Origin of the sequence: [Clostridium] colinum, from assembly GCF_940677205.1 — a bacterium.
GTDB classification, from domain to species: Bacteria; Bacillota; Clostridia; order Lachnospirales; family CAG-274; genus Tyzzerella; species Tyzzerella colina.
Genome location: NZ_OW712331.1, coordinates 297,776 through 320,900 on the forward strand (window position 1 = coordinate 297,776; position 23,125 = coordinate 320,900).

The window sequence follows — 23,125 nt, forward strand, 5'->3', positions numbered from 1 at the left end:
AATTGCTGGTAAGCTCACACTAACAAATTGTTAAAAGTATACAATAATAAAATACAATTTAAAAAAACTTAATATACAAAACGTTGCTTATTTATAAGCAACGTTTTGTATATTAAGTTTCAAAAATAATTTTATTTAATTTTATAGTTTTTAATATTTTTATATCTTTAATTTCATTTTTAGGTATTTTTAATGGATTTTTAGATAAGATTACAAAATTAGCTTGTTTACCTATTTTTATAGAGCCTTTTATATCTTCTTCAAAATATTGATAACTAGCATTAATAGTAATAGCTTTTATTGCATCTATAGGTTCTATTATTTCATCTTCACCAAGACATATACCATTTTTAGTAATACGATTTGTAGCACACCAAATAGTTTCTATCATATTTGGCATAATAACAGGACTATCTTGATGTAGGGTGTATTTGATATTTAACTTTTTAGAAGAATTTAAAGGACTTATGCTATATGCTCGCTTTCCTAAATTTTTTATATGAATATCTCCCCAATAAAAAGTATGAGCTACAAAATATGATGGAATAATATCAAGTTCTTTAACTATAGGTAATAAGTCTTTTCTAAGCATTTGAGCGTGTATCATAACAGGTCTTATATTTTGGTTATAGTTAGTTTCTTCTTTAGCTTGTTTATAGCACCTTAAAAATTGTTCACAAGCTGCATCTCCATTACAATGAACTAATATTTGTACATTTTCTACAAGAGCTTTTTTAAAAAAGTTAGTTAATACTTTATCTTCATATATAGGATATCCTTTATATTTTTCTTCATCTTCATATGGTTTTGTAAGCCAAGCAGTTTTTCCTTGAGGGCTACCATCTAAAAATGCTTTATACCCTAAAAGTTTTATACCATTAGTATATTTTTTAAAATAGTTAGGATTATCTTTTAATAAGTCTGGACAATTTTTTATATCAACATAACCTATTATATCTATTATATTATCTCCACACTGTAACATATTAAGTTCTTTATTTGTTAAAAGCCCTTCTTGAGCGGTAGTAATACCATAACTTGCATAAATATTTTGTGCTTTATTTATCATTTTTTTTGTATTATCTGGTGTAGGTTTATATACTTTTGCACATTTTGATATAAAAGCATTTTCTTCTAAATATCCATTAGGTTCGTTAGAATCTTTTACACGACCTATTTTTCCACCAGGTTTTTCCTCAGTATTTTCTGTTATATTAAATAAATCGAGTCCCTTTTGATTTACAATACCCATATGTCCAGATGTATGAGTTAATAAAATAGGATTGTCTAATTTAAGGCTATCTAACACAAATTTATCTGGATGTTTTTTTTCTTTAAGATGATTGTGGTCATATCCAAAACCAATAATCCATTCATTTTTAGAAATATTATTTTCTTTTACAAAATTTAGTATGATATTTTTTATATCATCAAAACTTTTAGCCTCTTGTAATTTAGCAAAGTTTGTTGTTAAAGCTAAACCAGATAAATGACTATGAGAATCTAAAAATGCAGGTAACATAGTGTTACCCTCTAGATTAATTAAAGTAGCATCTTTATTATTTTTAATAATATCATCAAATTTGCCTAAATCTTTTATAATACCATCTTCTACTAATACCGATTCAACATAAAGATTATCTTCTAAAGTTATTATATCTCCGCCAAAGTATATAGTTTTTTCCATAAAAATACCTCCTATTATTTTAATAATTATATAATATTGTAGCTATTATCTAAAAGAGGTTTTAATAGCATTTTTTATAACAATAGGGTCTTTTTTATAAGGTGTTACAGGACAAATCTTTTTGCCTTTATATCCCATAAGAGTATATATAGCTATTCTTGCAGCTCTAACAGAGTATTCTTCTGTAAATACCATATCTTCTGGTATTTCTACAAACTGACTTACAAAAGCCACATTTACAGAATTTTTAGGTACAACACTAGGTCTATCAGACATTTTTCGTGGTTGGAATTGAGAATCTATATAAGGCATCATACAAGGAATAACATTTACAACAGTATCTAATATTTCATCTTTTTCATTTAAAAAGTGTAAATGATATAAAAGTTCTTCTAATATTTCTTTACCACTACATTCTCTCATAGGTTTTTTAATATAATTACCTACCTTGTCTGTGTATAGCCCATAGCCCCAAAATATAGTAGTATCCATAGGTTGATTTTTAAAATGAGGTTGTGCAGCAACAACTATACTCATAAGCCAATTAGAATCTTTAAAAGTCATTAAAGCACCACTACCTGGTATATTGCCAGAAAAGTTTTCTATCATTTTTAAAAGTTTATTACCTTTCATAGTAACAGTGAAACTTTCCCAATTTGTTTCTTCTGGTTTATCAAAAAATGGACTTGGGTTACCAAAACCTTTTCTTTTTTGTGATATTTTTTTCCAAAGCTCACCAGACATAGGATTTTTAGGTTCATATGTTGGAGCAGTGTTAAAATCACCAATAGTAGCATTATCTGTCATACATCCATTTGTTATTATACATAAATCTTTTTCTGTTAGTTGTATTTGTTTATCCTCATTATTTTCTTTTATATAAATTGTTTTTGCTATAGTTTTTTCAGAATCTTCAAAGTCTATATCAACAACTATTTGATTTTTTATAAAATTTACACCTTTATCTTTTAAATATTTTTTTAAAGGTAGTATTACAGATTCATATTGATTATATCTAGTTCTTGTAACACCTTCTAAAGTTTCTATTCTAGAAAATTCAAATATCATTCTATCCATATATCTTTTAAATTCGAACAAGCTAGACCATTTTTGAAAAGCAAATGTAGTTTGCCACATATACCAAAAGTTTGTTTCAAAAAAATGAGGTGTATCTTTAAACCAATCTTCTATAGTAAGGTTATCTAAAGTTTTTTCAGGTGTTTTCATAAGTTTTGCTAAAGCTAATCTATCACTATTGTTAAAGCCCATAGATTTTACATTTAAGATATGACCATCTTTATCAACAAGTCTTGCTTGAGAACAAGTAGGGTGGTGCTTATCAAAATTTAAGATTTCTTCAGTAACGCTAATACCTTCTTGCTCTAAAGAAGGTATGGTAGATAAAAGCTCCCAAAAGTTTTCGTATGTTTCTTCATTTAACATTCTACCACCACGGCATAAAAATCCATTTTCAACATCTCCGCTACCATCATTACTACCACCAATGATAGGTAAGCCTTCTATTATGTTAATATTTTTGCCGTCCATTTTACAATCTCTTATAAGATAAACAGCACCAGCTAAAGACCCTATACCACCACCAACAAAATATACTTTTCTATCTGTATCTAAAGGAGGATTTAATGTTTTTTCAGGCTTATTTTTATCATAATTCTTTTTAGCAATAGCACCTGCTACCACAGCCATACCTGTCAATCCAATTATTTTAGCTATTTTATTTTTATTTAATTTCATATAAAAACCTCTTTTCTATACGTTATTTTTATTTAGGTACATATAAATATTAATAATTTTATTTTATATTCTTTAATATGTTTTGTATTTATACAACTATTTATACTTGTAAAAAAACTATACATAATTAAAAAATGGATAAGACTTTTTACTTTAATTTTAGTATAATTTTGTGAAAAATAAAACAAATCTATTTTATTTGACAAAGAATATTATTAATTATATAATAAATTAAGCTATTAAAAATTTTAAAAATTTAGAAAGGTATAGTATGAACAATATAATAAATGGTACTGAAATAGCTAGAATTATAAAAGATGAAATAAAAAAAGATATAGAAAAAATACAAGGTAAAAAGCCTTGTCTTGCTGTTATTATGGTAGGTGATAATGAAGCTAGCAAAATATATATTAAAAATAAAAACAAAGCTTGTGATTATGTTGGTATAAAAAGTGATACATATTTTTTAGATACTAATACAACAGAAAATGAGTTAATAAATTTAATAGAAAAATTAAATAATGATAATAATGTAAATGGAATATTAGTACAATTACCTTTACCAAATCATATAAATGAAAAAAATATACTCTTAAAAATAAATCCCTTAAAAGATGTAGATGGATTTCACCCTTATAACATAGGTATGTTATCTACCAATAATGCTAAGTTAAAATCTTGTACTCCCTCTGGCTGTATAGAACTTTTAAAAAGAAATAATATAGAAATACAAGGTAAAAATGCACTTATAATAGGAAGAAGCAATATTGTAGGTAAGCCATTAGCTATGATGCTTTTAAATGAAGATGCAACAGTTACAACAGCACATACTAAAACTAAAAATTTAGAACATTTAACAAAACAAGCAGACATTATTATAGTTGCAATAGGTGTTGCAAACTTTTTAAAGCCTAATATGATAAAAGATGGTGTTGTACTTATAGATGTTGGTATAAATAGAAAAAAAGACGGAAGCTTATGTGGAGACATAGATTTTGAATGTAGTAAAAAAGCTAGTTTTATTACACCAGTACCTGGTGGTGTTGGACCTATGACAATAACAATGCTTATAAAAAATTGTTTAATAGCATATAAAATACAAAATAATATAAATACAAAGGAGGATTAATTTGGATAATAAAGTAAAAATAGCCTTTGTTTCTTTAGGCTGTGATAAAAACCTTATGGACAGTGAAATAATGTTAGGTCTTATAAAAGAAGAAGGCTATATAGTAACAGAAAAAGAAGAAACAGCAGATATTATAATAATAAATAGTTGTGGATTTAAGATAGATGCTAGTGAAGAGGGTATAGAAAATATATTAAGAGTAGCAGACTATAAAGAAACAGGAAATTGTAAAGGAATAATTGTTACAGGGTGTATGGCTCAAAGATATAAAGAAGAAATATTTGATTCTTTACCAGAGGTTGATGCTGTTGTAGGTACAGGAGATTTTGAAAATATAGGTAATGTTATAAAAGAAATATTACAAGGACATAAAAAGGTACAACTTATAACAGATAATAATAAGCCTTTAGATGAAAAAAATTCTCTTAAAAGAGTGGTAACAACAACTGGTGGATTTGCTTATCTTAAAATAGCAGAGGGTTGTGATAAAAGATGTACATATTGCACTATACCTTCTATAAAAGGTAAATTTAGAAGCCGTAGCATAGAAAGCCTTGTAGAAGAAGCAAAGCTATTAGCTAGTCAAGATATTAGAGAAATTATACTTGTTGCTCAAGACTCTTCTTTATATGGAACAGATTTATATGGAGAAAAAAAATTACCAGAATTATTAAAAAAATTATCTGAAATAGAAGATATAAAGTGGATAAGAATTTTATACTGTTATCCAGAGCATATAGATGATAACCTTATAGAAGAAATGGCTAATAATGAAAAAGTTTGCAAATATATAGATATGCCTATACAACACGCAGATGATAAAATATTAAAACTTATGGGTAGACGAAGCACAAGAGATAAATTGGAAGAAACTATTAGCAAACTTAGAAATAAAATGCCAGATATATGTATAAGAACTACATTTATAGTTGGGTTTCCTAATGAAACAGAAGAAGCTTTTAATAATCTTTATGAATTTACAGAAAAAATGAAATTTGATAGGCTGGGTATATTTACATATTCTAGAGAAGAAGGAACGCCTGCATATAATATGGATAATCAAATAGATGAAGATATAAAAGAAGAAAGAAAAGAAAAACTTATGTTATTACAAAAAGATATTTCTTCAAATGTATGTAGAAAATTTATAGGAAATATCTTAGAAGTTATAGTGGAAGGCAAAATAGAAGGCGAAGATAATATTTATTGTGGAAGAAGCTACAGAGATTGCTATGAAATAGATGGATTTGTATTTTTTAAAGCTCCAGAAGATATGGAAATTATAGCAGGTGATTTTTATAATATAAAAATTACAGATGCATATGAATATGACCTTATAGGAGAAATACAAATATAAGATTTGGAGGGATAAAATGAACTTACCAAACAAATTAACTATTTTTAGAATAATATTAATACCTTTTTTATTAATATTTATACTATTTGATTTTATACCATTAGATATACAAATAAGACGATATATAGCAACAGCTATATTTATAACAGCATCTTTAACAGATGCTTTAGATGGGCATATAGCTAGAAAGTATAATTTGATTACTAATTTTGGAAAATTTATGGACCCTCTTGCAGATAAACTTTTAGTAACTTCTACCATGATAGCATTAATATCTATGCAAGATGCAATAGTACCTTTAAAAGCGTGGGTTGTTATATTAATAATAGCAAGAGAATTTTTTATGACAGGCTTTAGAACAATTGCTATGGAAAAAAATGTAGTTATAGCAGCAGGTAATTCTGGCAAATTAAAAACTATTTTTCAAATGTTTATGATAATATTTTTATTATTAAATATAGATAATAAAGTATTTATATTTATTAGCAATGTTTTAATAGCTATATCTGTGTTTTTAACTATATATTCTTTAGTAGAATATGTTATTAAAAATAAAAGTGTTTTAAAAGATTAAAATTAATAGAGATAAAATTGAAAGGGAAAAAGTAAATATTTTATGAATGTTTTTAATAAAACATACTTAAAATTGATTTTAGTATCTATAAGTTTTACTTGTATATTTTATTTATTTTTTAGTATAATGATAGAGTATATACTAGATTCTAATATGAAATTGGTTTGTGATGTTTATTATGAACAAGTATCTTCTAAGATAAAAAATGACGTAGTATTATTAAAATCTTTAAATGAATATTTAACTGAAAATGAAGTTATTATTAAGTATTTAAAAGAAGATACAAATGACAATGAAAAAAATTTAGAAGGAATAGATAAAGTATTAAATGAAATTAATGAATTAGATAAATTATTAGGAACGATAAGTTTTGCAGATTCTATAAGTATAGTAGATTTAAAAAAACAAGAGCTATTTTATAAAGGCAAATTAATAGAAAATTTTGACTTAACAAAAGCACCTTGGTATGATAAAGAGTATTTTTCTGGCTATAATGAAGACTCACAAATTACAAATAAGCACATTGATAGTAATACTGGCAAAAAAGCAATATCAGTAGTATCTTTAATTTATAATGAAGATGGTGCTAAAGACAACAAACCTATAGGTGCTTCTATATTAGATATATATATAGACGATTTAATAAATTATATTAATAATTCTTTTTATGATGGTGTATTAAAAACAGAAATATATAAGTCAAATACAGATACTAAAAAATTAAAGTATGATAAAAGTAAATATAATATTTATATAAATAAAGAAATACTAAATAATGGAGAATATTTAGTTTTTATATTTGATAAATCTGCATTAGTTAATATGTCTGTAACAGAAATATCTTTAAAAAAGATGAAACATGTATTAACTATAGTAGGGATAGCAATTGGTATTTTACTATTTATAGCTATTAGAGTTTGTTTTAAATCGGCTTTAATGTCTATTAATAAGCTAAAATCTATATTAGAAAAGTTAAACAATAATAGTTACTTTATAGAAGATAAAAATGAATTTAGACAGTTAGAAATATTGGCAGATACACTTAATAAATCTTTTGATGATAAAATACAAGAATTAATATATTATGATGAACTTACTGGGCTACCAAATAGAAAAATGTTAGAATATACTTGCAATCAACTTATTGTGGATAATAAACCATTTGCACTTGTATTTATAGACCTTAATAGATTTAAATACATTAATGATATATTTGGACATATGATAGGTGATGAATATTTAATTAAGTTTAGTAATATAGTAAGTGAATTAATGAAAGAAAAAGGGATAGTTACAAGATATTCTGGAGATGAATTTATTATTGTATATGAAAAATATACTGATAATAAGGAATTTTTAGATTTTTATAACAATAAATTTATAAAAGCATTTGCAAGCCCTATAAAGATAAATGAAGAATTGACAACAGAAATAGGATTTTCGGCTGGTGTTGCTATATATCCTAAAGATGCTATAAGTTTTGAAGAATTGATTAATAAAAGTGATTTTATAATGTATATTAATAAAAAGAATTTTGTAAGTAAAAAAATTACTTTTTTTAATGAAAAAATATATGAAAACTTATTATATAACGAAAAGATAAAGGCGGAGCTTAAACAAGCTTTAGACAATAATGAATTTTATTTAAATTATCAACCTATTATAGATAAAAACCATAACATATTAAAATGTGAAGCACTAATACGTTGGAATAACAGAAATTTAGGGTTTATACCTCCAGATAAATTTATTAAACAGCTAGAAGAAACTAGACAAATTATAGAAGTAGGTTATTGGATTATAGAAAAAGTATGTCAAGATATTAAAGAACTTGAATTTGAAAAAAAAGAAATTCAAATAAGTATAAATATTTCACCATTACAATTAATGTTAAAAGATTTTGTAAGTAATGTAATAGAAATAGTAGATAAATATAGTATAGATTACAAGCAATTATGTTTTGAAATAACAGAAACAGTACTTTTAGATAATAAAGAGTTTGTTTTAGAAAATATTAATAAACTTAGAGATTTAGGTATAGAAATAGCTTTAGATGATTTTGGAACAGGCTATTCATCTTTTAATTATTTAAGAAATTATAAATTAGATATTTTAAAGATAGATAAAAGCTTTTTACAATCAAATAAAAAATTAGATTTTGATATTATAAATCAAATAAAAGAATTAGCCCATTTATTAAATATGGAAGTTGTAGCAGAAGGCTTAGAGACAGAAGAACAATTTGAAATAATAAAAAATATGGGTATAGATTATTTACAGGGCTATTATTTTAGTAAGCCTATACCTTTAGATGAGTTTAAAAAAATGATAAAAGGTTAAAATAATTATATATTTAACATTAAAAGAGGTGTCTTTATGAACGCAGAAATTTTTTCAGTAGGTACAGAAATTTTATTGGGAGAAATATTAGATACTAATGCAAAATATATAGCTAGTGAATTAGCCAATATAGGAATAGATGTTTTTTATAAAACTTCTGTTGGAGATAACGAACAAAGAATATTAGAGGCAATTGATAACGCTTATAAAAGAGCAGATATAATAATATCTACTGGAGGGCTTGGACCTACAGATGATGATTTAACTAAAGAAACTTTTGCTAAATATTTTAATAAAAAATTAATAACAGATAAAAAAAGTTTAGAAAATTTAAAAACATATTTTTCAGATGAAAAAATGCCATTATCTAATTTAAAGCAAGCAGATATGCCAGAAGGTTGTAAAGTTTTATTAAATGAAAATGGTACAGCATCAGGTTGTATTATAGAAGAAAAAGGTAAAATAGCAGTAATTTTACCAGGGCCACCTAAAGAATGTATACCTATGTTTGATAAACAAGTAAAACCTATGTTGCAAAAAATGGGAAATAAAATATTAATATCTAAAAGTCTTAATCTTTGTGGAATAGGGGAAAGCGAGGCCTCTGAGAAAATAAGAGATTTAATGTTACAATCAAAAAACCCTACAATAGCTCCATATGCAAGCAACAATGAAATGAGGTTTAGAGTTACAGCTAGTGGCAAAACACAAGAAGAGGCTATAAAAATTTTAAATCCAACAGTAGAAAATTTATATAATATTTTTAAAGACTATATATATGGAGAAGATACCGATACATTACAAAGTGTATTAGTAGATAAGCTTATAAAATATAATATGACAATATCAACAGCAGAATCTTGTACAGGCGGTTTGTTAGCATCTACAATAATAAATGTATCCTCTTCTTCTAAAGTATTTTTAAATGGTGTTATATCTTATTCTAATGAAAGTAAGTTATATGAACTTAATGTTTGTAAAGATGATTTAGAAAAATATGGTGCTGTTAGTGAGCAAATAGCTATCCAAATGGCAGAAGGTATTAGAAAAAAATCTAATACTAGTATAGGTATATCTACAACAGGTATAGCAGGACCTACAGGTGGAACAAAAGATAAGCCAATAGGACTTGTATATATAGCTATATCTATGGAAGGAAAAGAAACCATTTGTAAAAAGCTTAATTTAAAAGGTGATAGACAAAAAATAAGAGAAAAAACAGTTCATATTTGTTTAGCTAATTTGTTAAAATTAATAAAAGATATAAAGGAGGATTAAGATGGCAGATAAAAAATCTAAAGATAGCGTTATGGATAATATAGCTAAAGGAAGAGAAACAGCCTTAAAAAATGCTATTGCTCAAATTGAAAAACAATTTGGTAAAGGTGCTGTTATGAAGCTTGGAGAAACAACAAACAAAACAGTGGAGGTTATACCAACAGGGTCTTTAAGCTTAGATGTTGCTCTTGGTGCTGGTGGTGTTCCAAAAGGTAGAATTATAGAAATATTTGGCCCAGAATCTAGTGGTAAAACCACTGTGGCATTACATATGGTGGCAGAAGTTCAAAAAGCGGGAGGTATAGCTGGATTTGTAGATGCAGAGCACGCATTAGACCCAGTATATGCTCAAAAAATAGGAGTTAATATAGATGAGTTATATATATCTCAACCAGATGATGGAGAACAAGCTCTTGACATTACAGAAACAATGGTTCGTTCTGGTGCTATAGACATTATTATAGTAGACTCTGTTGCAGCATTGGTGCCAAAATCAGAAATAGATGGCGAAATGGGAGATTCTCATATGGGCGTACAGGCTAGATTAATGAGTCAAGCCCTTAGAAAACTTACGGCAATTACAGCAAAAAGCAAATGTATAGTTGTATTTATTAACCAGCTTAGAGAAAAAATAGGAATATCTTATGGTAGCCCAGAAACAACAACAGGTGGGCGTGCATTAAAATTTTATGCAAGCGTTAGGATAGATATTAGAAAAGGTGAACCTATAAAAAATGGTACAGATATAATAGGAGCTAGAACAAAAGCTAAAATAGCAAAAAATAAAATTGCACCTCCTTTTAGAACTGCCGAATTTGATATTATTTATGGTCAAGGTATATCACACGTAGGAGATGTTTTAGACCTTGGAGCAGACCTTGGTATTATTACAAAAGGTGGAGCATGGTATTCTTATGAAGAAACTAGATTAGGTCAAGGTAGAGAAAACGCTAAAAAGTTTCTTTTAGAAAATCCACATTTATTAAGAACTATTGAAAATGCCGTGAGAAAGCATTATGAAATGCCAGAGCTTGAAGAAATAAAAGAAAGCATAGCTAACACAGAGGCTAAACCTATTGATGATGATGAAGTTAAAATAGCTATGGAGGATACAGAATTTAAAGCAGATTTTGATGAAGATGCTTTGGAGATAGAGCTTTTAGCCAATGATATATCAGAAGAATAAAACAATTAAAATTTTTATATAAATTGTATATTAAAGGATTTTATCAACATATAAAATATAGCTTATTTTATTATGAAAAAATGTTATAGGCTTTGAATATAAATTAAGGACATAGATTTATCTATGTCCTATTTTTAATGTAAATGATAATTTATGTTTTTGTAAATTTATAATAGATATTAATATACTAACTGCTAAACCATATATTATAGGTAATAATGTTAAAAATAAGTTTTCTTTTGATAAAGAAAAACTCCAATAAATAGCAAAAAGTATAGAAATAGGTATGTTTATATTTTCTATAAAACTATTAGATTGTTTTTTTATTAATATTAATACTAAAGGAACAATAATAGCAATTAATAGGGAAGGTAAATCATAAAAATTAACTATTATAGTAGTAATATTATATTTATTAGGCATTAAAAATATGTATAATATAGTAATTAATAATAATATAATACTTTTTATTTTTATACTTTTCATAAATACATCTCCTTTAAATATTATTATTAATTAATAGTGTACTACTTTTTGAAAAATTAATCAATTATTAAAATATATTAAAAGTTTATCTAGATTTTTATTAAAAATTACTAAATTAATAAAAAATTATAATAATTTATAAACTTTAGCTTAATTTATTTATAAAAAATACACCTTAAACAAACAAGCTTAAGATGTATTTTTTTTTAATATTTTTTTTTAATATTTATTTTTTATTTTCTCTTTACACTATAACCACAATAGTCTAAAACTAATTCGCAAAACATAGCATTTGCCCAAGAAAACCATTCTCTAGTAAATTCATTAGGGTTGTTTACATTAAAGCCTTCGTGCATTAAGTTTGTGTTACCATCAGTAGCTTTCATTAAGTCTATAATTTGTTTTTTATATTCCTTATCGCTACTTGTTAAACCTTGCATAGCTAAAGAAATATGCCAAATATAGTTTATAGGAGTGTGAGGGCTACCAATACCTTTTGCTTTTTCACCTTCATAATAATAAGGGTTACCATTACTTAAAATAAAATCTCTTGTATTTTTATAAGTTTGGTCATTTTCATCTCTATAACCAATATAAGGAATAGAAAGTAAGCTTGGTAAGTTTGCATCATCCATAAGGTTATATTGTCCAAAACCATCTACTTCATAGGCATATATTCTACCATATTTATAATGTTCTATAACACCATAAGTTTCGATAGCATCTTCTATTTCTTTGGCAAGTTTAATACTTTCTTCTGCCAATTTTTCATCTTTAAGAATTTCTAAAGATATTTCATTTAAATATTTTAATACTACTACTGCAAACATATTAGAAGGTATTAAATATCCATATTGACAAGCATCATCACTAGGTCTAAACCCAGACCAAGTTAAACCTATATTAGATTTAACCAAAGCACCTTTGCCATCTCTAGAAAGGGTATCTGTATAATAGCAGTCTTTTCTAATGAAAGAATAAGGAGAGTTTTCTTCGTGATTTTGCTCTGTTCTCCAAACTTCTATAATTTTAAAAGCAGCTTTTTTAAATGTATCGTCAAAGTGAGATGTTTTTCCAGTATTTTTCCAAAGTAGATAAGCCATTTGAATAGGAAAACAAAGAGAATCTATTTCATATTTTCTTTCCCAAATCCAACCAGACATTTCTGTAACATCTTTTTCCCAACATTTACCATTATCAGTTTCGTTAAATGCATTAGCGTATGGGTCTAATAAAATATATTGCATTTGACGTTTTACTAAGCCTTCTATAAGGTCAGCTATTTCTTCATCTTTTTCGGCTAAAAAATAATAAGGTCTTAACTGACAAACAGAATCTCTTAACCACATAGCAGGTATATCACCTGTTATTACATAAGTAGTTTTATCAGGCATTTTTTTAACAGTAGTATCTAATGTGTTGGTGTAACAGTTTTCGAACATTTTTTTTAATTTTTCATCATTGCCTAATTTTTTATAAACATCATTTAATAAATCTTTCATAGATTGTGGTATTTGTTTTTCCATAATAAATCTCCCTAACAATTATTAAATATTATTTTGAAAGCATTGCAGCACCTATTAATCCAGCATTGTTGCCAAGAGTGGCTATATCTATTTTAGTTTTTAAATCTTTACCAAAAACTTTAGACATAACTTTTTCTTTTAAAGGTATTATTAATTTTTCGCCTTGTTTAGATATTCCACCGCTAAGAAGTATAACTTGTGGTTTAAATATATTAATTAAATTTGCAACACCAACAGATAAATATTCTATATAATCATCTACTAGTTTTATAGCAACATCATCATTTTGATTTTTGGCATCAAAAACAATTTTTGCAGTCATATTTTCTAAATTATTTTCTGTTAGGCTATTTAAAAGAGAAGAAGGGGTTTGTTTTGCGGCATTTTTAGCATCTCTAATAAGAGCAGTAGCAGAAGCATAGGCCTCTAAGCAACCTTTATTACCACAAGTACAAAGTTCGCCATTATGGACGATAGTTTGGTGACCTAGTTCGGCGCCACCAGCATAAAAGCCAGAATATATTTTATTATTTATTATTATACCACCACCAACTCCAGTGCCTAAAGTTAATATTATTAAATCGCTATAGCCTTTACCAGCTCCAGCTACTAATTCTCCTAAGGCAGCACAGTCGGCATCATTAGCAAAAAAGAAAGGTATATTCATATTTACTTTTTTACATAAATTTTGCATATAAGATTTAACATTAAAATTTTTTATAGGAATATTATTAGAATAATTTATAATACCGTTTTTACTATCTACCTCTCCAGGTATACCCATACCTATACCTTTTAAAGATGATTTATCTAGCTTAAATTCTTCTATTAATATTTGACACATATCTATAATATCATCAAATATTTCTTCTGTTTTTCTAGTAGATAAAGTTGGTCTAGTGTAAGATTTTATAATATTACCATCAATGTCTATAAGACCAACTACTATATTTGTTCCACCTAAGTCTACGCCTATATATTTCATCATAATCACACTCCTAAAATAAAATATACTTTATATTTTTATAAGCTTATTATAGTTTAATTAAAATATAGTGTAAAGGTGAATATTTATAGGTATAAAATAAAAATTATAGAAAAATATAAAAAATTATAATAATTTTATATAATGAAGATAAAATATTTTATGATTAATTTTTTCATATTTATACTTTGTATAAAAAATTTAATTACAATATTCAAATTTACATTGGATTGTGTAAAAAGATAGATTTTTAAAGATTTTAGCAATTTGTATAAGAAATTAGTTTTTATATATACTTAAGAAATTATAATAATTTTATTATATAGTGAACTAATTATATATATAATGGAAAAATTATAGTATAAGTAATAAAAATATATAAAACAATATTGACATAAATTTAAAAAGTTGGTATTTTTATATTAAATATAGAATATTAATAGCATAAATTTATTTAAATTTACTATATATATTTTGGAGGGGTAAAATGAAGTATAAATTAAATCTTAAAAAAACTATGGCTTTAACTATTGCAATAATGTTTATAGCATCATCAACTTTAGTTGGGTGTAAAAATCAAAATAATAATACTGCAAATGTAGAAAATAATATTACATACACTATTACAGAAGAAGGCGTAGATTTTAAAATGCCTAATGCTCCAACAACACCAGCTTGGACACCAGAACAACTTTTACAAGAAGATATAAAAGAAAAAGCCTTATATAACAAAAGTTTAATACCTTTAAAAGACAGAGTTAGCAAAGATAGAATATACCCTGTAAATTCTACTCAAAATAAAGACACAAGATTAGTAGCATTGTCTATTATGAACAGTAACACAAGCGGAAACATACCTCATGGCAGTAATAACTTTAACGCCAATACATTTTCTTATTGGCAATATTTAGATAAACTTGTATATTGGGGAGGGTCTGCTGGAGAAGGTATTATTGTACCACCAACGCCAGACGTTGTAGATTCGGCACATAAAAATGGTGTACCTGTATTAGGTACTATATTTTTTCCACCTTTAGAATATGGTGGCAAGGTAGAATGGTTAGACCAATTTTTACAAAAAGACGAACAAGGAAACTTTATTATTATAGATAAATTAATAGAAGTTTCTACTGAATTTGGCTTTGAGGGATGGTTTATAAACCAAGAAACAGACCCAGCACAAAGTAAGACTATGAAACCAGAACAATATGCTACACTTTTTAAAGAATTTTTAGTTCAGTTTAAACAAAAATCTAATAATTCTATTGATATTATATGGTATGATGCAATGACAAATGAAGGTAAGGTAGAGTGGCAAAACCAATTAAATGAGAAAAATAAAGATTTTATAATAGATGAAAAAGGTAATAAAATTTCTGATGATATGTTTTTAAACTTTTGGTGGACGACAGATAAATTGGCTCCAGAGCAACTACTTAAAAAATCTAATGAATATGCAAAAACTATTGGATATGAAAATAAAAACTTGTTAGCAGGTATTGATATGCAAGCTAATGGTACAACAACTCCTATTAAATGGGATTTATTAGAAAATGGTAAAGATACTCAAACATCTATTGGGCTATATTGTCCTAGCTGGTCATTTTTTTCATCTAATGGCGATTTAGACCAATTTCAAAATAAAGAAGCTAGAATATATGTAAATGAATTTTCAGACCCTTCTAAAGATAGTCAGGCTACTGGAACAGAGTGGAGAGGTATGTCTAAATTTATAACAGAAAAAACAGTATTAAACTCTTTACCATTTAACACAAACTTTAGTATGGGTAATGGATACAACTATTTTATAAATGGTGAGAAGGTATCTTCTCTTGACTGGAATAATAGAAGCTTAGCAGATGTTATGCCAACATATAGATGGATAATAGAGGAAGATAAAAACAGTACTAAAGCTAGTATAGATTATTCTACGGCTTATTATAGTGGAAACTCTATTAAACTTTTAAGTGATTTAAAAGCTAACGAATATTCTACTATAAAATTATTTAGTGCCGATTTAAAAATAGAAGAAAATACAGAATTTTTAACTTATGCAAAGGCAGATAGTGAAGTAAACCTAGAACTCAAATTAACTTTCCATGATGGTGAAGAAGAGGCAGTTTTTCAGCCGGATAAAACTCTTAATGAAAATTGGCAAACTATCTCTTATGACTTATCTCCTTATGTTGGTAAAAGTATAAAAACTATTAGCTATAAAATTTCTTCAACAGAAGATAAAAATGTAGCTATCAATCTAGGTGGAATAAGTATAAAAGATGGCACACAAAAAGCAGTAGTTACAGATGTTACATCTGTTAAAATAGATGATAGTTTATTTGAAGAAGAAGATACTTTAGCAGGTGTTAACTTATCTTGGGAGGCTACAGACAGTAAAGATTTAAAAGCATATGAAATATATAGAAAAAATGCAGACGGTAGTTTATCATTATTAGGCGCTACGTTAAATAATAGATTTTTTGTAAATAGCTTGCAAAGAACACCAGAAACTATGGAAACAGAATTTGTTGTTATGGCAGTAAATAAAGATGATATAAGAGGAAAAAGTGCTTCCACAAAATTAACGTGGCCAGACAATACTGTGCCTAAAGCAAAATTTAAAGCAGATAAAACTTTAATAGCTCCAAATGAAGAAGTGCAATTTACAAATATGAGTAATAAGTTATCTGAAAGCTTTGAATGGACTTTTGAAGGAGCTAATATAGAAACAAGTACAGATGAAAATCCAGTTGTTAAATATGAAAAAGAAGGAACATATACTGTAAAATTAAAAGCTAAAAATTCTAAAGGTGAAGATGAATTTGTAGCAGAAAAGCTTATTACTGTTACATCAAAGGCAAGCCAAGGGTTAGAAAATTTTGCATTAAATGCTAAAACAGAGGCTTCTAGTTTTGTTAATGAAAATGAAGCTCCTCAATTTGCCGTAGATGGTGATAAAACTAAAAAATGGTGTGCAGTTGGGCAAGATAAACATAATATAACAATAGATTTAGGTGAAGTAATACAAATAGCTAGACTAGATGTATATCACGCAGAGGCTGGAGGAGAAAGTCCAGATATGAACACAGAAGAATATATGCTTGAAGTAAGTGAAGATGGTGTTAACTTTACTAAAGTATTAGAAGTTGAAAAAAATACTTTAGGAACTACCTCAGATGCATTTAAGCCAGTTAATGCTAGATATGTGAAATTTACTACTTTAAAACCAACTCAAACTTCAGATTCTACAGCAAGGATATATGAAATAGAAGTATATGGCTTAAAATAACAAAATACTAAAATATTAGAGGGTATAGATAAAATCTATACCCTTTTTTAGCAATAATAAGATTATAGCGATAAGAGTTACTGTATAAAAAGCTAGCTTTATGTATAATATGCAAAGCCCTTTATACTATTTAAGATGATAAATATTTATTATTATAGTCTTTGCTTTTATTTATAAATTTTAATTTGTCTTCATTATTAGATTGAAGATTATCTTCAATATTTTATTATCTTATTAAAAATTTGTTCAGTTATTTTTTAATATTGATTTAATTTTATTTTTAGGTATAATTTATATATGTGCATAATTATATTTAAAATAAGAAGGTGATATCAATGAAAAATATTTTTAAAATAACATATAGAGATTTTAAAAATATTATTAAAAATCCAATAGCATTGGCAGTTATATTGGGGGCTTGTTTTATACCAGCTTTATATGCATGGTTTAATATAAAGGCTAGTTGGGACCCGTATGGAAGTACAAATGGCTTAAAAGTAGCGGTTGCTAACAATGATATTGGCACAGAAATATTGGATACTGAATTAAACTTAGGAGAAAAAATAGTAGAAGAGCTAAAAGGAAATAACAACATAGGTTGGGAATTTGTAGATGAAAAAAAGGCTATAGAAGGGGTAAAAGGTGGAGCTTATTATGCAGGTGTTGTTATACCAGAAAATTTTAGTGAAAATTTTTCAAGTATATTAACAGATAATATACAAACACCAAAACTTAAATATTATGTTAATCAAAAGAAAAATGCAATTGCTCCAAAAATAACAGATAAAGGTGTATCTGTTGTACAACAACAAGTAAATGAAGCCTTTTTAGATACGGCAAGCAAAGGTATTGAAGGTGCATTAAAAGTTGCATATGAAAAAATTGGAGAACAAGAAAAGACAGTGGCCGATAGAATGATATCTACATTAAATCAAGCTAATCAAACTTTAGAGCAATATAAAACTTTAGGTAAAAGCTTTGATGAAGGGTTAAACTCTACAAAAGTTCTTATTGATACAACAAAGCTTGTTTTACCCGCAGGTAAATCTATTGCACAAAATGGAGAAGACATATCAAATGATATAAATGGATTAATACACGCTACTAGTCAAGTTTTTAACAGCATTGTTGATACAGTAGAAAACTTTTTATTATCATCAGAATATTTAGCCAATGATATAATTAACACATGGGAAGATATATCTAATGTTAATGAAAAAAATATTGATATAATTAAGTCTCAATTAGATTTTATATCTAAAAGAGCTAGAAAAATAATTGATATTAATAATGATATTTCTAGAATATTAACAGATATAAATGATAAATTGCCTATAAGAATAAAAAAAGTAGATGAATTTATTGAAAGGTTAAAAACAGTTAATAAAGGCTTAAACAATGTTATATCAACTAGTGAAAATATAGAGACTATAATAAATAGTGGAAATGAAATATCAGATAGTTTAAGAGCTAGTATGTCTAATCAAATAGACCAAGCAAAGAAAGATATAATAAATACTAAAGATTTATATAGAGATAATATAAAGCCTAGCATAGATTATGAAGCAGAAAAAATGTATAAAACATTAGTAGACTTTAATATATTATCTAAAAACGCATCAGCAACAATATCTCAATTAGATAAAATTTTAGACGGAATATATAAAACTTTGGAATCGGCACAAAAAGCTATAGAAAGTACTACAAAAACTATAGAATTAAGCCAAAAAGATATTAATAGCCTTAAAAATAAAATTGAAGATATAAAAGCAGATGAAAAGTTAAAAGAACTAGGGAAAATTTTAGAAAATGACCCAAGTGTTGTAGGTAAATTTATATCTGCACCAGTACAAATAGAAAATATACCTTTTTATGAAATATCTAATTATGGCTCTGCTATGACACCTTTTTATACTATATTATCATTTTGGGTAGGTGGAGTATTATTAGTATCTCTTTTAAAAACAAGGGTTTATGAAGATGATAAAATAAAAAATGTAAAACCATATCAAGCTTATATAGGAAGATATTTTTTATTTATGACAATAGGAATTATACAGGCTATAATTGTTTGTGTAGGAGATTTATTAATACTAAAGGTACAGTGTTTAAATCCTATATTATTTATTTTAGCTGGTATAGTTGCAAGTATTGTATTTATAAACATAATATATACATTAGTCGTTTCTTTTGGTGATGTTGGTAAGGCAATGTGTGTATTTTTACTTGTTATACAAGTAGCGGGAGCCGGTGGTACATTCCCAATAGAAGTAACTCCAGACTTTTTCCAAAAAATAAATCCATATCTACCATTTACATATGCAATAAATGCTATGAGAGAAACTATTGCAGGCATTTATGAAAATGCTTATAAATTAGATATTATAAAGCTACTTAGCTTTTTACCTTTTTCATTAATATTAGGTTTATTTTTAAGAAAACCTCTTATAAAAGTAAATGAATTTTTTGAAGAAAAATTAGAAGAAACACATTTAATGTAATTTAATTTTTATAATAAACTATTAATAATTTATTATAGTAAATTTATAAGAATATAATATAAATAATACTTTAAAGTTAAGAAAGATTATAGAAAGTAGAAAAACTTATGAAAAATAAAAATATTATACTTTATAATTTAATATTTCCGTTTTGGTTAATGTTAATATTTCCACCAATTTTAATTCCGACAGCAATAGGAAATTTTATTGTAGACTCAATAGTAGTTTTATTAGCTATGAAATTTTTAAAAGTAGAAGATATATTTAAAAACTATAAAATTTCTATATATAAAGTTTGGATATTTGGATTTATATCAGATATTATAGGTGGGATATTTATGATTTTAGGTTATAGTATTAATGTATCACCTGAAAGTAAATATAGGGATTTTGTTTATAAATTTACTTCAAATGTATTTTATAATCCATTTGATAATATATTTAGCTTCACATATGTTGTAATATGTATGATAATATCTTCAATTTTTATTTACGTATATAACACAAAGATAACTTTAACTGAAACTAACCTTAGTAATAAACAAAAGAAAATAGTATCACTAGCATTAGCAATAATAACTTGTCCTTATTTATTTTTATTACCTACAGCACCTTTTATAAAGTAAGTTTTAATTAAAATTAAAATTTTTACAAAATTTAAAAAAATACTTGCAAATATATTTAGTATATGCTATAATTTGATTGTTGTGACATAAGAGCGAAGAAATAGAAGGTTGTTACCTTAATTGGTAAGTTTTTCTATGGAGCGATGTCCAGTTCAAGAAACCGGGCGACAAGTCACTGTGTATATCGAATATTTGTAAGTATTTTTATTTGTATAAATACTTATCAATAGGTATATTATGCCTATTGTGTTATTGATGTGTGCAGTCACCGCTTGTCGTACTACGAATTTAAAAGTGCGAAAAGGAGGGGACTTTTTTTATGGCTAATCAAAAGCTTAGAATCAGTCTTAAAGCTTATGACCATAAGTTAATCGACCAATCTGCTGTACAAATTATTGAAACTGCTAAAAAAACAGGTGCTCAAGTGAGTGGTCCTATACCACTTCCTACTAAAAAGGAAGTTGTTACTATCTTAAGAGCGGTTCATAAGTACAAAGATTCTAGAGAACAATTTGAGCTTAGAACTCATAAAAGATTGATTGATATTTTAATGCCAACTCAAAAAACTATGGATAGCTTAAGCCGTCTTGATTTACCAGCTGGCGTTGATATTACTTTAAAAATGTTATAATTTTTAGTAATAAATATCAATAATATTGTTTATGAAATGGTTATAACGTAAATAATAATTACAACAATTATAAATGTAATTAATCCAATTTGGTTTATATAAGTTCGCCTTATATTTGCCTAGAATGATTACTCAAATATTTAGTGGGGTAATCCGCTGTAGACTACGGAGGTGTAATTTAATTATGAAAAAAGGCATTATTGCTAAAAAAATTGGTATGACACAAATATTTGCAGAAAATGGTATACTTATTCCAGTTACTGTTTTAGAAGCAGGTCCTTGTGTTGTTACTCAAAAGAAAACAATGGAAAATGATGGATACGAAGCTATACAAGTAGGTTTCGGTGAAATTAAAGAAAGCAAAGTGAACAAACCTACAAAAGGACACTTTGAAAAAGCATGTGTTGCTGCTACAAAATTATTAAAAGAATTTAAATTTGAAAACGCTTCTGAATATGAGCTTGGAGCATTAATCAAAGCAGACATATTTGAAGCTGGTGACAAAATTGACGTTAGTGGCGTATCTAAAGGAAAAGGGTTCCAAGGCGCTATTAAAAGACATAATCAACACAGAGGTCCTATGGCTCACGGTTCTAAATACCACAGAGGTGTTGGTTCTTTATCTTCTGCAACTACTCCTGGTAAAGTTAAAAAAGGTAAAAAAATGCCTGGTCATATGGGTGCAGAAAATGTTACTATTCAAAACCTTGAGGTTGTTAGAGTAGATGCTGAAAAGAATTTAATTCTTGTTAAAGGTGCTGTTCCTGGCAACAAAGGTTCAATTCTTGTTATTAAAGAAAGCGTAAAGGCTTAATTAATCTTTACGAAAGGAGGAAAACCTAAATGGCAATAACTGTAAAAGTTTTAAATATGAGCGGAAGCGAAGTAGGCTCTATTGAATTAAATGAAAATATATTTGGTGTTGAAGTAAACGAACACGTTATGCATCAAGCTGTTGTTCAATACTTAGCTAACCAAAGACAAGGTACTAAAAGCGCTAAAACACGTGCTGAAGTTCGTGGCGGTGGTAGAAAACCTTGGAGACAAAAAGGTACTGGTCGTGCTAGACAAGGCTCTATCCGTTCTCCTCAATGGACTGGTGGTGGCGTTGTATTCGCTCCAAAACCAAGAGATTTTTCTTTTAAATTAAATAAAAAAGTTAAAAGATTAGCTCTTAAATCTGCTCTTACTACTAAAGTAAATAACGAAAAATTTATCGTTGTAGATGAGCTTAAATTAAACGAAATTAAAACTAAAGAAATGAAAAAAGTTCTTGATAACTTAAATGTAAACAAAGGTTTAGTTGTTTTAGAAGAAAATAATAAAAATGTATTATTATCTGCTAGAAACATACCTAATGTAAAAACTGCTGGTGTTAATACAATTAATGTATATGACATATTAAAATATGAAAGCTTTGTTGTAACAAAAGAAGCTTTAGCTAAAATTGAGGAGGTGTACAAATAATGGCTGATATTAAATACTATGACGTTATTTTAAAACCTGTTGTTACTGAAAAAAGTATGGGGCTTATGGCTGATAGAAAATATGCTTTTTATGTACACCCTGAAGCTACTAAAGTGCAAATCAAACAAGCTGTAGAAAAAATGTTTGAAGGCGTTAAAGTAGACTCAGTTAATACTATGAATTTAACAGGTAAAACTAAAAGACGTGGTTATACTTTTGGTAAAACTAATAACAGAAAAAAAGCAATTGTTACATTAAAAGAAGATAGCAAAGATATTGAAATCTTCCAAGGAATGTAGTATAATCTAAAT

Annotated in this window: 18 protein-coding genes; 13 read left to right on the forward strand and 5 right to left on the reverse strand. The window is 26.7% G+C overall.

Annotated features, from left to right (window positions below; genetic code table 11):
• Nucleotides 1-112 precede the first annotated feature (112 nt).
• Both NBW53_RS01380 and NBW53_RS01385 read right to left on the reverse strand, forming a co-directional pair.
• Nucleotides 113-1,687, reverse strand: coding sequence for an amidohydrolase (locus NBW53_RS01380; protein ID WP_250278340.1), 1,575 nt, complete (start codon nucleotides 1,685-1,687; stop codon nucleotides 113-115).
• 45 nt (nucleotides 1,688-1,732) lie between these two features.
• Nucleotides 1,733-3,442, reverse strand: a complete 1,710-nt coding sequence (locus tag NBW53_RS01385) for an oleate hydratase (RefSeq protein ID WP_250278341.1) — start codon at nucleotides 3,440-3,442, stop codon at nucleotides 1,733-1,735.
• Between the two features lie 271 nt (nucleotides 3,443-3,713).
• Here NBW53_RS01385 and folD point away from each other — a divergent pair, with 271 nt between their 5' ends.
• The 6 genes from folD to recA all read left to right on the forward strand — a co-directional run bounded on the left by folD (nucleotide 3,714) and on the right by recA (nucleotide 11,306).
• Nucleotides 3,714-4,571: a bifunctional methylenetetrahydrofolate dehydrogenase/methenyltetrahydrofolate cyclohydrolase FolD gene (gene folD, locus NBW53_RS01390; protein WP_250278342.1), complete on the forward strand. Its 858-nt coding sequence runs from the start codon at nucleotides 3,714-3,716 to the stop codon at nucleotides 4,569-4,571.
• A gap of 55 nt (nucleotides 4,572-4,626) precedes the next feature.
• Nucleotides 4,627-5,928, forward strand: coding sequence for a 30S ribosomal protein S12 methylthiotransferase RimO (gene rimO / locus NBW53_RS01395; protein WP_250278988.1), 1,302 nt, complete (start codon nucleotides 4,627-4,629; stop codon nucleotides 5,926-5,928).
• 16 nt (nucleotides 5,929-5,944) lie between these two features.
• Nucleotides 5,945-6,502: a CDP-diacylglycerol--glycerol-3-phosphate 3-phosphatidyltransferase gene (gene pgsA / locus NBW53_RS01400; protein WP_250278343.1), complete on the forward strand. Its 558-nt coding sequence runs from the start codon at nucleotides 5,945-5,947 to the stop codon at nucleotides 6,500-6,502.
• A 126-nt stretch (nucleotides 6,503-6,628) separates the two neighbouring features.
• The gene (locus tag NBW53_RS01405) at nucleotides 6,629-8,842 is read left to right on the forward strand and encodes a bifunctional diguanylate cyclase/phosphodiesterase (RefSeq protein WP_250278344.1); all 2,214 of its coding nucleotides are present in this window, start codon (nucleotides 6,629-6,631) and stop codon (nucleotides 8,840-8,842) included.
• Between the two features lie 36 nt (nucleotides 8,843-8,878).
• Nucleotides 8,879-10,120: a competence/damage-inducible protein A gene (locus NBW53_RS01410; protein ID WP_250278345.1), complete on the forward strand. Its 1,242-nt coding sequence runs from the start codon at nucleotides 8,879-8,881 to the stop codon at nucleotides 10,118-10,120.
• 1 nt (nucleotide 10,121) lies between these two features.
• A complete protein-coding gene (gene recA / locus NBW53_RS01415) occupies nucleotides 10,122-11,306 on the forward strand; it encodes a recombinase RecA (RefSeq protein WP_284345823.1) in 1,185 nt (394 codons plus the stop codon).
• Between the two features lie 117 nt (nucleotides 11,307-11,423).
• On the opposite strand, the gene NBW53_RS01420 is transcribed toward recA, so the two are convergent.
• The 3 genes from NBW53_RS01420 to NBW53_RS01430 form a co-directional block, all read right to left on the reverse strand.
• Nucleotides 11,424-11,792: a hypothetical protein gene (locus NBW53_RS01420; RefSeq protein ID WP_250278346.1), complete on the reverse strand. Its 369-nt coding sequence runs from the start codon at nucleotides 11,790-11,792 to the stop codon at nucleotides 11,424-11,426.
• 233 nt (nucleotides 11,793-12,025) lie between these two features.
• Nucleotides 12,026-13,318: a glycoside hydrolase family 125 protein gene (locus NBW53_RS01425; protein WP_250278347.1), complete on the reverse strand. Its 1,293-nt coding sequence runs from the start codon at nucleotides 13,316-13,318 to the stop codon at nucleotides 12,026-12,028.
• Nucleotides 13,319-13,346: 28 nt separating this feature from the next.
• Entirely contained in the window at nucleotides 13,347-14,306 is a 960-nt protein-coding gene (locus NBW53_RS01430) for an ROK family protein (RefSeq protein ID WP_250278348.1), read from the reverse strand.
• A gap of 484 nt (nucleotides 14,307-14,790) precedes the next feature.
• On the opposite strand from NBW53_RS01430, the gene NBW53_RS01435 reads away from it, so the two are divergent.
• The 7 genes from NBW53_RS01435 to rplW all read left to right on the forward strand — a co-directional run bounded on the left by NBW53_RS01435 (nucleotide 14,791) and on the right by rplW (nucleotide 23,113).
• Entirely contained in the window at nucleotides 14,791-17,589 is a 2,799-nt protein-coding gene (locus NBW53_RS01435) for an endo-beta-N-acetylglucosaminidase (protein ID WP_250278349.1), read from the forward strand.
• 335 nt (nucleotides 17,590-17,924) lie between these two features.
• On the forward strand, nucleotides 17,925-20,090 hold the full coding sequence (locus NBW53_RS01440; RefSeq protein ID WP_250278350.1) for a YhgE/Pip domain-containing protein: 2,166 nt from the start codon (nucleotides 17,925-17,927) through the stop codon (nucleotides 20,088-20,090).
• 107 nt (nucleotides 20,091-20,197) lie between these two features.
• Nucleotides 20,198-20,716, forward strand: coding sequence for a hypothetical protein (locus NBW53_RS01445; protein WP_250278351.1), 519 nt, complete (start codon nucleotides 20,198-20,200; stop codon nucleotides 20,714-20,716).
• Nucleotides 20,717-21,035: 319 nt separating this feature from the next.
• A complete protein-coding gene (rpsJ, locus tag NBW53_RS01450; protein WP_250278352.1) occupies nucleotides 21,036-21,347 on the forward strand; it encodes a 30S ribosomal protein S10 in 312 nt (103 codons plus the stop codon).
• A 184-nt stretch (nucleotides 21,348-21,531) separates the two neighbouring features.
• On the forward strand, nucleotides 21,532-22,161 hold the full coding sequence (gene rplC, locus NBW53_RS01455; protein WP_250278353.1) for a 50S ribosomal protein L3: 630 nt from the start codon (nucleotides 21,532-21,534) through the stop codon (nucleotides 22,159-22,161).
• A 29-nt stretch (nucleotides 22,162-22,190) separates the two neighbouring features.
• Nucleotides 22,191-22,814 (forward strand): 50S ribosomal protein L4, encoded by a 624-nt coding sequence (gene rplD, locus NBW53_RS01460; protein ID WP_250278354.1) that lies wholly within the window; start codon nucleotides 22,191-22,193, stop codon nucleotides 22,812-22,814.
• Nucleotides 22,814-23,113: a 50S ribosomal protein L23 gene (gene rplW, locus NBW53_RS01465; RefSeq protein WP_250278355.1), complete on the forward strand. Its 300-nt coding sequence runs from the start codon at nucleotides 22,814-22,816 to the stop codon at nucleotides 23,111-23,113. The genes rplD and rplW overlap by 1 nt, the downstream gene beginning before the upstream one ends.
• The last annotated feature ends 12 nt before the right edge of the window (nucleotides 23,114-23,125 follow it).